General features: G+C 39.8%; 9 protein-coding genes. 4 read left to right on the forward strand and 5 right to left on the reverse strand.

Annotated features, from left to right (window positions below; all coding sequences use genetic code 11):
- Window positions 1-493: 493 nt before the first annotated feature.
- The 3 genes from IQ244_RS05420 to IQ244_RS05430 all read right to left on the reverse strand — a co-directional run bounded on the left by IQ244_RS05420 (window position 494) and on the right by IQ244_RS05430 (window position 5,155).
- On the reverse strand, window positions 494-1,474 hold the full coding sequence (locus IQ244_RS05420; protein WP_193890562.1) for a carbohydrate kinase family protein: 981 nt from the start codon (window positions 1,472-1,474) through the stop codon (window positions 494-496).
- A gap of 16 nt (window positions 1,475-1,490) precedes the next feature.
- Window positions 1,491-2,810, reverse strand: coding sequence for a glycosyltransferase (locus tag IQ244_RS05425; protein ID WP_193890565.1), 1,320 nt, complete (start codon window positions 2,808-2,810; stop codon window positions 1,491-1,493).
- Window positions 2,811-2,950: 140 nt separating this feature from the next.
- Window positions 2,951-5,155, reverse strand: coding sequence for an ATP-binding protein (locus tag IQ244_RS05430; RefSeq protein ID WP_193890567.1), 2,205 nt, complete (start codon window positions 5,153-5,155; stop codon window positions 2,951-2,953).
- Window positions 5,156-5,771: 616 nt separating this feature from the next.
- On the opposite strand from IQ244_RS05430, the gene IQ244_RS05435 reads away from it, so the two are divergent.
- From IQ244_RS05435 to IQ244_RS05450, 4 genes are all read left to right on the forward strand, one after another.
- Window positions 5,772-6,293, forward strand: a complete 522-nt coding sequence (locus IQ244_RS05435) for a Ycf51 family protein (protein WP_193890570.1) — start codon at window positions 5,772-5,774, stop codon at window positions 6,291-6,293.
- 410 nt (window positions 6,294-6,703) lie between these two features.
- Window positions 6,704-7,909, forward strand: a complete 1,206-nt coding sequence (locus IQ244_RS05440; protein WP_193890573.1) for an iron-containing alcohol dehydrogenase family protein — start codon at window positions 6,704-6,706, stop codon at window positions 7,907-7,909.
- A 189-nt stretch (window positions 7,910-8,098) separates the two neighbouring features.
- On the forward strand, window positions 8,099-9,310 hold the full coding sequence (locus IQ244_RS05445; protein ID WP_193890576.1) for an aspartate aminotransferase: 1,212 nt from the start codon (window positions 8,099-8,101) through the stop codon (window positions 9,308-9,310).
- 671 nt (window positions 9,311-9,981) lie between these two features.
- Window positions 9,982-10,812, forward strand: a complete 831-nt coding sequence (locus IQ244_RS05450; RefSeq protein ID WP_193890578.1) for a squalene/phytoene synthase family protein — start codon at window positions 9,982-9,984, stop codon at window positions 10,810-10,812.
- Window positions 10,813-11,160: 348 nt separating this feature from the next.
- On the opposite strand, the gene IQ244_RS05455 is transcribed toward IQ244_RS05450, so the two are convergent.
- Both IQ244_RS05455 and hpnH read right to left on the reverse strand, forming a co-directional pair.
- Window positions 11,161-11,532, reverse strand: coding sequence for a DUF2237 family protein (locus IQ244_RS05455; RefSeq protein ID WP_193890581.1), 372 nt, complete (start codon window positions 11,530-11,532; stop codon window positions 11,161-11,163).
- A 161-nt stretch (window positions 11,533-11,693) separates the two neighbouring features.
- Window positions 11,694-12,713: an adenosyl-hopene transferase HpnH gene (hpnH, locus tag IQ244_RS05460; RefSeq protein ID WP_193890585.1), complete on the reverse strand. Its 1,020-nt coding sequence runs from the start codon at window positions 12,711-12,713 to the stop codon at window positions 11,694-11,696.
- Window positions 12,714-12,732: the final 19 nt, after the last annotated feature.

A 12,732-nucleotide genomic window follows, 5' to 3' on the forward strand; every position in this document is an offset into this window, starting at 1 on the left:
GGCATTTGTATTTTTTAGTTAATAAAATTACAGTATTCACATTTGTGATTTGGCTAATTTCTGATTAGCCAATGTTGCTGATAGTTGGGAAGGTGTAAGGACAACCCTTTTGGGGGTTTCCTACATGACGGGCATCTAAATCTTTAGATGCCCTTTTGTATGTTTTATTTTTCATCAGTTAAGCACTATTTTTAAATTTGATTCGTCAGTTTATAGACTGACGAATCAAATAATTTTCTCAGTAATTTGTATTATTAATGCTGATTTATAATCAATTTAAAAATGCAAAAATTAGCATAATTATGCAAATAAGTTATTGGCAATTTGTTCTCTGACATAAAATATCAATGCTATCTCACTTTAAGTAGTAACTATAGGACTAATATTTGATTTCTGAAAAAACTTAGGTATCTGTAAGGTAAGCATTCACTGCTATATTCTATGTTGATTGAGAGTTTTATTGAAAATGCACATCCTACTTATAGTTCAGAAATCACGTCGGATTGCTGTATGTTAAGAAAGCTTCGACTTCAATGAGTGTAGGCTGAGATGTAATTGCTCCTAATTTCGTCGTCGTAATTGCTCCTACAGCGCTTGCATAAGTAACTATTTTCCTGATAATCTCTGGCTCACTTAAACAATGAATGTCATATTTAATCATCTGAGATATTATTCCCGCATTAAAAGCATCTCCTGCTCCAGTAGTATCTTGGACATCAACAGAAAAGGCTGGCAAATTACCTTCATATCCCCCTATATAATAGCTGCAACCGCTTTCACTAGCAGTTACTAAAACACCTTTAAGGTTATTGAAGGATTGAGCAATTGCTTTAGGGTTAATAGTACCAAACAAAAATTTGGCTTCGTCAACAGTTAACTTGAGGAAATTAACGTCTTTAATTAATTCCCTAATTGTTTGTAGGGCAGTTTCTGTTTTTCTCCAAAACATTGGATTCCAGTTTATATCTACAAAAATTTTGATGTCATAAAACTTGGCTAAACTAATAGCCTTATAAATTGCTTCTTTACTCTTAGGATAAGCAAGTTCCAACGTTCCCAAAACCAACCAATCCGCTTCTTTAAACAAAGAGATAGGTAATAGTTCAGCAGAGAGATAAGCATCAGCAAATTCTCCAGGGTCACGACCACCAAATCCAACAAGCTTGGAGTTACCTATTTCGTCCCGAACCAGATAGACAGTCCTTGCAGGTGCTTTGTGATGACGCTGTACACCTGTGCAGTCTACGCCATAATCTTTTAGTAAATTTACCAATAGTTCTCCTAGTTCATCTTGAGCTATACAACCAATAAAAGTGGTATAAACTCCTAATTTAGATAAAGCACAAGCTGTATTAGCTGGCGCACCACCAGGACAATCTTGCCAAGATTTTACCTGTTGCAATGATTCTCCTTGTTGTTCAATAAAACGGTCAAATAAAATTTCACCAATACAGATGACACGAGGCTTTTTCATAAATTACTCGATTGCATTAGTTGGTCAGTGTTAGTTCTACTTTTTGAGTTAGCAATTTTTTGTAAAGGCTGTTTAATTGATCAACTGTTGTTGCTAAATTGAAGTATTTATTTACTCGGTTTGAGCCATTGATACTTAACTGTTTAGCCCAAACTTTATTTCCTAGAATACGGTCGATCGCTTCAGTAAATAATTCAATATTCTGGGGAGGGACTAACAAACCAGTTTCCTGATGTACAACTGTATACTTTAAGCCACCAACATCTGAAGCTATCACTGGAGTACCACAAGCCATCGCTTCTATAGCTACTAGACCAAACATTTCATAGTGACTTGGTATTACACACACATCTGCACAAGCATAATACAAAGGCAATATATGATGGTCAACTCGACCAACAAATAAGGTTTTTTCAGCAAGTCCTACTTCTTGAACAATTTGCTCAATTCGCTGACGTTCTATTCCATCTATCCGATCTGAGCAACTTCCCGCTACAATTACCAATCTTAGGTTTTCCGTCAATCGACTTTGAGACTGAGCGCAAGCCCTAACAATTGTTTCTATACCTTTTCGAGGATCAAATCGTCCGACGTATAGAACAATTTTTTCAGTTAGTTTTAACCCTAATTTAATTCTAGCTTCTGACTGAAGTATAGGATGAAAAAGGTCAACATTTGTTCCCAACGGAATAAGCTCAATACAACCCTTTTGAGAAACTAGATTACGGAGTTCTTCTTTCTCTTGCATACTGTTGACAACAACACAATCTGCTTGTTCAAGAACCTGCTGTTCAACTCTCAGTCGAGTTTCTGCAATTTCTGGTAGCTGAGTCAGGGTTTTGTATTTTAAAGCAGTATCATACTTAACTATACCTAAAGAGAGATAAGTATGAACTAGCTTAATGTTGGTAAGATTTTTTAATTTCAGACCAACCCATGCTGAGAGCCAATAGTTTGTATGAATTATTGGATAATATATGTTTTCCTGCTTGCGAAAAGCTTCAAATGCTGAAATGAATTCAGGCATATAATCAAAAATCTGATCTCTGGGAATAAACTTTTCTGGACCAGCAATCAAACGTATAGTTCGGCAGTAAGGAGAACTTTGAATTATCGCTGGATCTTCTTTGTTGTTCTTGCGAGTAAATATATCTACTGACCATCCAAAGTTAGGCAAAATTTCACCTAATTGACGAACATAAACATTTTGACCACCTGCCTCTTCCACACCGATTTCTGTATAAGGATCAGCATGATCAGAAATTATTGCAATTCTCTGTTTATGAAAAAGTGATTTGCTAACTAGTTTTTTTTGATTAATGAAATTATCCATCATGCTGAGCCTAAAATTGGATTCGTGACACACCTAAAAAGTAAAGTTTTAGACATATTTCATATATGACCTAACTTTTGATTATTACCTGTGAACTTACTTAAAGTATGTATCTTCAGAAAGATAAATATAATTTCGCAATCCTATATTAGGGTAGCAAGGAGAGATTGAACCTCTTCTGCTTCTCTTATCATACCAAGCTGATTAAACCCTTCAAGTGCCTGTTCTGCCCATTTATAAGCTTCCTCTTCATTGCCTTTTGCTTTCTCTAAACGTGCATAAGAAACTTGGTAACAAAAAATTCTCCTTTTGAGATTATTTTGTTCAGCCACAGCTAAACCTGTCTTCAATAGTTCTTCAGCATCGTTAAGTTCATCTTTTATTATTGCAATATCAGCCAACCAATTTTGTGCATAATTGCTATAACGCTGCCATTCAATTTTGCTGGCTTGACTACTTACCTTTTGAAATAATATTTTTGCTTGGTCGTAATTTTTTTCAAGATAAAAAATTTCTGCTCTACTATATAAAACTGTAGTCAAACGTCGCATCTGATAACGTTCTTCCATCTCAGCATCACGTATAATCTTCTCTTGCGTATCTAACCAAGTACGTGCTTGATTATATTCTTCTTGTCCAATATATAGTTGTGCAATATTGTGAGCTATGAAATCTTGAACACTCAAATCTACATGATTGCGAAGTTCCCAAGCTCTAATCAATAAATCGCTGGCTTTTTTCCAATTCTCTGGTGAATATCTACGTATGTATGACCAACTCGCGCTAGTTGTCATATCCACGAAAGTTACCCAATCACCACGTAATTTTGCTTCTTCTATTAACCACTCCATCCAGCGAATTCGCTCTCGCCAATAACCATAACCATAAGCTGGCTCATGGAGATATTGCCAGAAATCTGTGACCTTTTTGTAATCTTTTTTGGCTGCACACCATTCAAGCACATTTATTAAGTTTCCCCATTCTTCTTTTAGCTGAAAATACCCTTTTTTTGTAGGACCCCAATCAACACCACCAGTTTTCTTCGCAAAGTTTAAGTACCATTCTACCCAGCGTCCTCGTGCTTCTTTTTCAAAATCTGGATATGCAGCAAGTTCTGCTAGGATATAGTAGCGTGTCAGGGAAAGTATACTGTAACGACCATCTCTTTGACTTACCAGAGAAATTTGTTGTAGATGCTCTAAGCCATCACTTACTGTAAAGATAGGTTCAGTTTGTAACCCAGCAACTGCTGCGAGAGCATCACGAATTGGAGCCTCTTGAAAAATTGCTAATGCCATCAAAATTTTATGCGCTGGTTTTCCTCGCAAACTTTTGGCATCTTGGTTAAAAAGAAAATGAGCAACATTTTCCTTTGGAGACTGTAAATCATTTAGTACTGTTTCAAGAGACCTGCTGTCTGCTAAACGACCAATTGCATAAACAATCACTATGGGAATGCCATCCGTAACTTTATATAGTTTTTTTTGTTCTTCTTCTGTGAGATAAATCCCTCTATCGCCTTTTGTCCTTAGTTCCTGCTGAATCAACTCTAAACTCTTAGCCTCTGGGAGCGAAGTTAACCGAATATGAACATGGATAGACTTTTGTTCACGAGTAGTGATTATAGATTTAACAGTACGAGGTAAATCAACTAGAAAACTTAACACACTTTCTTTATCATCTATTGTTTCTAAGTTATCTACAATTAGTAGTGTTCGCTGCTTGGTAAGACTCTTATGTACAGAGTTAAGTTGCTCTTCAGGGGCTGCTTCAGTAATAATTGTATAGTCCTTTAATGTATCAGCAATTGCCCGGAAAATATTGCTTAAATTGCGCTGTTGCTGAGATGTTGGCAATATTCCTATAGGAAGAAGCCTTTCCAATTTTGCTGAAGTAAAAATGATAGCATCAAATATAGGTGTATCCGGTAGGTTTTTCTGACTAGCGTTGAGGCACTGATAGGCGACTTCCATTGCTAAAGCGGTTTTACCAACACCCCCAATACCATCAACTGTAATAATAGAAGCTGCATGATTAGAAGAAAGCAACTCTAATAACCTCTCTTTCTCCGCCTCACGTCCGACAAAAGTGTAGGTTGCTTTAGGTAGATTATGACGAATATCTCGCTCTTTAAGAACAATGTCTTGCCACTCCAATCCTAACTTCTCACAAATGTCAACAAAATAAGAATAATCAATGCGATCGCCACTAAGAAATTTTCTCACAGTATCCCTACTACATTCGGCAACTTGCGCCAAAGCTTTCTGACTTCTATAGCCTTTGTGTCTTAAAGCTAATTGGACTGTTGGAAAGTATTCAGGAGAAACCTGAAGTGAGCGTTGTGACATGGCTTGCTATGCTTATAAGCAACAACAATTATTTTGCATTACAAACTGGCATTTTCATAGCAAGTCAGTCAAAGTCCGGCATAAGTTCGGCATAAGTCCTAATTACTATTTTACTCTCTATACCTCAGTCAAAGTCCGGCATAAGTTCGGCATAAGTCCTAATTACTACCTCACTCTCTGCACTTCGTTCTCAGGCATCTCCTACTTCAGAATGGAGTTGTAGAGTTGAGTTAGACATCATGTGTAAATCTAACAAATTTAGACTATCAAATGAGAATAGAAAAGCAGAAAAACAGCCGAAACCTGGATGCACCAGTAGTCTATTTATTTCGTGGGAGCTTGTGCAGCGCATAGGAACTGTATTAACACTATTAAAAATACTTGTTGAACTAGTCTATATGTTTCCACAGTTTGGTTTAGATGTGAATGTAAATCATAAATTCAAAGAACCTTATGCTCTCACGACATCTCGCGCTCAATGCCACAAGTAGAGAAATTTTGCCTCTGCTATCAAACTATAGTTTACTAAACGAGTTCTATCAGTTATGTGGTGTAAGTACTCGGTAAAATGGGTGTGTCTGTAAATAATGTCAAGACACCCAACTCGCCAATCTGTATGTTCTCAACAGCTGATTTTCTTCAATATACCCAATGGTCTGGTATTGCCACATTAGTATTTGCTGTCTTAGCAGTACTGTCTTTTGTTTTTAAATGGGGCATTCGCTTTCGGCTAGTAGGTACAACTGGCTTTATGCTGGTGCTAACAAGCGGGTTATTTGGTCTTTCTGTAGTACCGTTGAGTCGGACAGTGATTCCCGGAGCCGAAAAATTTACGCTAGTTTATGATAATGGTGCTACACAAGCTGTAATTGCCATTTCACCAACAATTTCCCCCTCGGCGTTAGAGGCTACCTTACGTCAAGCCGCTAGTAATTTATATACCTATGGTCGCTTGGGTAAGCGAGGTGACAATTATCTGATGGTTCGCGCCCGGACTGTTGTACATCCAGAACCAGGGGTTTCTGTACCGCTTTATCTTGGTCAACTCAAACAATCTCTAGATTCACGCGAAAATGCAGAGATAACAGTTGAGATTTATACAGATAAATTTGCTCAATTGCCAAAACCTACTGCTTAACAAAGCTCCGTACTTATGCAAAAAGCTTAATTGTTAAGATTGAGTAGAAGAAGGTTAGGGGTGTAAGGGTTTTGCTGACTTACACCTCTCAAGCCTTGATTGTTTATACCCTGCTGTATGGCGATCGCATCTTGGAGATTGTGGCAGTTTTAGTCTAATTTATAAGTATATTCTCTAACATCAAAGTTATAATTTTGTGTTCAATAAGACATTATTTTTTTTGTATTTGACTATACAATAAGCATTATTTTTAGATTAAGATATTACTTACCAATTCCATCAATGGAAAAATTTTTAGTAGGTGCTGGTCGTAAGTGATGGTGAGTTTTATTGATAGGCGGATGCCTTCTGGAAATATTATGTAATTCTACTAGCATCAATACAAATTCAGGTTTTGCCTAACTAGTTATATGCCTCATCAATCAACTACTACGTTGTCTACTCAAACATCTAATTCTTTACCGGCACTGGCGATCGCTCCGGCAAAAGTCATCCGTGGCTCTGGAGTATTACCAGCAGCACTAGCCGAGATTGCGCTTTTGGGCAGTCGTCCCTTAATAGTTGCTGGCGATGCCTCATGGCAAGCCGTTAAACGTCTACGCACTCTAGATATCATCCAAAATACTTTATTAGAACAACAACAGCTGCATACTGCTCAAGCTTCCTATGGTGCAGATTGTTCCGAAGCGAGTTTGAAATCCTTAAAGAAGGCAGCTAAGGAACACAAAGCCGATCTAATTATCGGTGTTGGTGGCGGTAAAGCCTTGGATACAGCCAAATTAGTTGCCCATCAGTTGCAGTTACCAGTGGTGACAATTCCCACTTCCGCAGCTACCTGTGCAGCTTGGACAGCCCTTTCTAATGTGTATTCGGAGACAGGAGCTTTTTTGTATGATGTGGCGTTGTCTCGCTGTCCTGATTTATTGATTCTGGACTACGATTTGATTGCCACAGCGCCAAAACACACCTTAGTGGCTGGGATTGGTGATGCGATCGCCAAATGGTACGAAGCCTCAGTCAGTAGTGGACACTTGCAGCAAACTTTAATTATTGCCGCAGTCCAACAAGCTAGAGTTTTGCGCGATATTTTATTCCAAAAGTCAGCCATCGCCTTGCAACAGCCAGGCAGTGAAGTTTGGCAAGAAGTTGTTGATGCTACGGTTTTGCTGGCGGGAGTCATTGGCGGGCTAGGTGGGGCGCAGTGTCGGACTGTTGCCGCCCATGCTGTACACAACGGTTTAACTCACATTGCGGGACACAGCAGCATCCACGGGGAAAAAGTCGCGTTCGGCATCTTAGTGCAACTCCGTTTAGAAGAAATGATTTTGGGTAATCAATTAGCCACCACTGCACGCCAACAATTGTTGAAGTTTTACGCAGAGATTGGCTTACCGCAACAATTAGATGATTTAGGATTAGGCAACATCAAATTAAGCGAGTTAAAAACAGCGGCGGAAATTGCCCTAGCGCCGAATTCTGACATTCACCGCTTACCTTTTAAGGTAGGACTAGAACAGCTAATGGCTGCAATGGTTTCTACTACTGCACCAACTGATAGTAGAGAATGCAGTAATCGAGTTGCTGTTAAGGCAATGGGGGAGCAAATTGAAGAGTAAATAACTTCCAGCTTGCAGGATGAAACTTTATTCTTGATTTTTTGCCAAATATATTACCCAGACCAAAAACTTTTATCAAAGTCAGATTTTGCTAACTCATGGTTTTCTCAAATTTATCCACAGCCGCCAACTGTGGTTGATGAGAGAGATTTCACTCACAAATCAACTGTATCAAGAAGTGGTACATCAATGACACTGAATTGGATTGCCCCAGCAGGACGCATACAGAAACTGCCCCCTTATGTATTTGCCCGTTTAGATGAACTGAAAGCAAAGGCACGGGAACAAGGACTGGATTTAATTGATTTGGGTATGGGAAACCCCGATGGCCCCACACCGCAACCAGTAGTAGAAGCGGCGATCGCTGCTTTGCAAAATCCCGCAAATCATGGTTATCCGCCCTTTGAAGGTACTGCTAGTTTTCGTCGCGCCATCACCAATTGGTACAATCGCCGCTATGGTGTAGTGCTTGATCCCGATAGCGAAGCCTTGCCGCTACTTGGTTCTAAAGAGGGATTAGGACATTTGGCACTAGCCTATATCAACCCAGGTGATGTAGTGTTAGTCCCTTCACCTGCCTATCCGGCTCATTTTCGTGGGCCTGTCATTGCTGGGGCGCAAGTCCATAACTTAATTCTCAAACCAGAAAATGACTGGTTGATTGATTTAGCAGCGATTCCCGAAGAAGTAGCCCAAAAAGCCAAAATTCTTTATTTCAATTATCCCAGTAATCCCACTGCGGCTACTGCACCGCGAGAATTCTTTACAGAAATTGTCGCCTTTGCCCGTAAATATGAAATTATGCTGGTGCATGACTTGTGTTATGCCGAGTTAGCTTTTGATGGTTATCAACCCACCAGCTTATTAGAAATTCCAGGCGCAAAAGAAATTGGCGTGGAGTTTCATACTTTATCCAAAACTTACAACATGGCTGGTTGGCGAGTAGGTTTTGTCGTCGGCAACAGTCAAATTATCCAAGGTTTGCGGACACTGAAAACTAACTTGGATTATGGGATTTTTGCCGCATTGCAAACAGCCGCTGAAACCGCCTTACAACTACCAGATGTCTATTTGCATGAAGTCCAACAGCGTTACCGCACCCGCCGCGACTTTTTGATTCAAGGGTTGGGAGAATTGGGGTGGGATATTCCCAAAACCAAGGCTACTATGTATCTCTGGGTAAAATGCCCTGTGGGTAGTAGTTCCACAGATTTTGCGTTGAATGTATTACAACAAACAGGCGTTGTCCTGACTCCAGGGAATGCCTTTGGGGTTGCAGGTGAAGGGTATGTGCGGATCAGTTTGATTGCAGATTGCGATCGCTTGGGTGAAGCCTTGCATCGGTTTAAGCAAGCTGGCATCTCATATCAATCAGAAACATTAGTTTCTGTGCCACTTTAATAAGTGACCTCAGAGTTTAATTACTAAATCCCCCACTAGACTATAGTAGGGGGTTAGATTCCTGAATGATGTAAATATCAATCTTCCCAAAGTTGAAAAACCTGTTTCTAGGATTTTCCTCTATCTATTCAAATTCATCTTCTAAATGGGATTAAAAAATCTTTTGTCGAGTTGTAATATCGTATCTGCAAAGCTATTTGGTCAATAGCTAAAGTTTTTTTCCAGTTTACAGCCAGCTACAGGCATAGGCATTTCCTGGGGAATTTTATTAGGTTTTTCATAATATTTTTATAATGCAGAAACCTTGTATTGCCTTTTGTAGTGTCTTCAGACTTAGGCAGCCAGCGCCCGTATCAATTAGCTCATAGCTACTGAATAACTAAGTTATATAAGCTGGCAAATTTTAGCATAGTTGTTGATATTTACAGCAAAAAATTATGCTTGCTTGATATATCAAATCACACAGAACAAATTTCAGTAACCAAAGTCCTATATACTAGACATGACTTAAATAGGTTTGAATTTTTCGTTAACTATGATACAAAGACTATTAATCTTTAGATGAAATACTAGCGCATCTCAAGATTTTCAGATTGAGTAAAAAGTATATCCCGTATCATCAAGAAACTTTCAACTGCATGTGGTGTAAAAACTCAGAGGGGAGTGAAAACATGGATTTACGTGGTGATGCCTTGCAAATCCTCAAAGAAACTAGTCGAACTTTTTATATTCCAATTAGTATTTTACCGTCAGGATTGCAAGAAGCCGTCGCATCAGCATATTTGTGTATGCGTGCCATTGATGAAATTGAAGATCATCCAGAATTGGATAATTCAACAAAGGCACAACTGTTACACAAGATTAGTTTGACATTACAAGCAGGAGTTGATGGGTTTGCAGTTGATGCTTTCTCAGTAGGATTTAACGGCTACGAGGATGTTTTAGCAGAAGTAACTCTGAGAGTAAGGGAATGGTCATTATTAGCCCCTGAGACTATTGCACCACGAATTTGGGATGCAACCGCAGCAATGGCTGATCGGATGGCTTATTGGGCAAACAGAAACTGGAAAATTGAAACAGAGTCTGATTTAGATCGTTATACCTTTGGGGTTGCAGGTGCAGTTGGGTTGTTACTGTCTGATTTATGGACTTGGTACGATGGTACACAAACTAACCGGACTCTGGCTATTGGTTTTGGTCGTGGCTTACAATCTGTGAACATCCTCCGCAACCATATTGAAGATATGGGACGTGGTGTAGACTTCTTTCCAGAGGGTTGGACAGTGACAGAAATGCAAGAGTATGCCCTACGCAACTTAGCGTTAGCGGATGCTTACACTCAAGCTTTGCCTGCTGGCCCTGCTTTAAACTTTTGTCAAATTCCCTTAACTTTGGCACATGGTACGATTGATGCTCTCGCCAATGGCAAAGAAAAACTCAGTCGCAGCGATGTCATTGCCTTGCTTGAGCAATTAAATGCTGTCAATGTCAAAGCCAGTTAATGTCGCAAAGTGCTGTAAAGCTCTGCGGGTATGGCTGCGCTTAGATCGGTCGCGGGGCATTTAGCCTGTTCTAAGTTCTGAGGATAAATCCAGCTACTTCATGGCTTTGAGCAATCCACACTGTCTTAACATATCTGACTACGGCTATAACTTTGATCAGTACGATTGATGCAGTAAGTTCCAATTTAATAGTACTGATTTTAGATTCTGGTGTATTTTGGTTGTTAACCCAAATTTTTCACTACATCGTCAATCTAAAAAGCTAGTAACTATAGAGTACAGACGTGGATTAGTCACGTCTGTATTTTAAACCAACCCAAAATTATTAACTATCGGAAATAGAAAGCGTTAGGATGCAGCGAGAGCGTATTTTTTTAAATCTGCTAAAGAACAGACTTCTATAGCTCTGGCGTGGGTAGATTTTAGCACTACAGGTGGTGCAACACCTGCTTCCAGGGCTTCTTGCCAACGTGCTGCACACAAACACCAGCGATCGCCTGGCCGTAATCCCGGAAAATTATATTCAGGAAATGGTGTACTCAGGTCATTACCTTGAGATTTGGTAAACTCCAAAAATTCCGTCGTGACTTGGGCGCAAACAACGTGCATTCCCATATCTTGACCACCTGTACTACAAAAACCATCACGATAAAATCCAGTCATAGGCGAAGTACAGCAAAGTTGCAAATCTGTGCCGAGTACATTTTTAGCTTCTGCCATATTTGACTCCTTCAATTTTGCCGTAGTCTAGTTTAAGGGAAATCAGTGAAAGACTAGCGTTGTGTCCCTCATATAGAGCAAACCGCTTTTACTTCATATCTTGCACTTAGCGATTTATCTTTGCTAGGTGCAAGACTTTACGCCCTTAGATCTAAATTTATCTAACTCCTGCCAAATACAGTTCCTAAAGAACGGGCAATGTTTTGCGGTTGCATTGCATCCATTGCGGCGGTTGGTTCATAACCGCAGTGAACCATACAATCGGCACACTGGGGATTACCACTGGCGCGGCCGTATTGACTCCAGTCTGTTTTTTCGAGCAATTCTTTAAAGCTGGTGTAATGCCCTTCATTCAACAAATAACAGGGTTTTTGCCAGCCAAGCACGCTATAACTGGGACTTCCCCAAGGTGTACATTCATAGTCTTTTTCGCCAATCAGAAAATCTAGGAACAGAGGATTGTGATTGAAGTTCCAGTTTTTCTTACCTGATGTGTAGGGTGCGAGGATTTCCCGGAAGAGGGCGCGGGTTTGTTCGCGCTGGAGGAAATGATCTTGATCTGGCGCCCATTCATAGCTGTAGCCAGGGGAAATCATCATCCCATCAATTTTCAGGCTATCGAGAAAATCAAAGAATTCCTGCATTTCTTTGATATCTGCACCTTCAAAGATAGTGGTGTTGGTGGTGACACGAAAACCTTTGGCTTTAGCTGCACGAATCGCTTGAACAGCAGTATCAAACACACCTTTGCGATCGACACATTTATCATGCCACTCGCGCATTCCATCTAAATGGACGCTGAAAGTAAAGTAAGGGGAAGGTTGAAATTTATCGAGGCTTTTTTCTAATAACAACCCATTGGTACACAAGTAAACATACTTCTTGCGTTCTACTAACCCCCTGACAATCTCATCAATTTGGGGATGGAGTAGGGGTTCTCCGCCAGGAATAGAAACTACAGGCGCGCCACACTCTTCCACAGCGGCAAAGCATTCTTCTGGGGTGAGATTACGTTTGAGAATTTCCACGGGATGTTGAATTTTCCCACAACCAGTGCAAGCCAAATTACAGCGAAATAATGGTTCTAACATCAATATTAAGGGGAAGCGTTTGCGCCCTAAAAAGCGCTGAGTCACCAGATACTTCCCAATATCCATAGCTTGTTGTAGATTAATTCCCATTTTTTATTACTCCTCTCTT

Source organism: Nostoc sp. LEGE 06077, from assembly GCF_015207705.1.
GTDB lineage: Bacteria > Cyanobacteriota > Cyanobacteriia > Cyanobacteriales > Nostocaceae > Nostoc_B.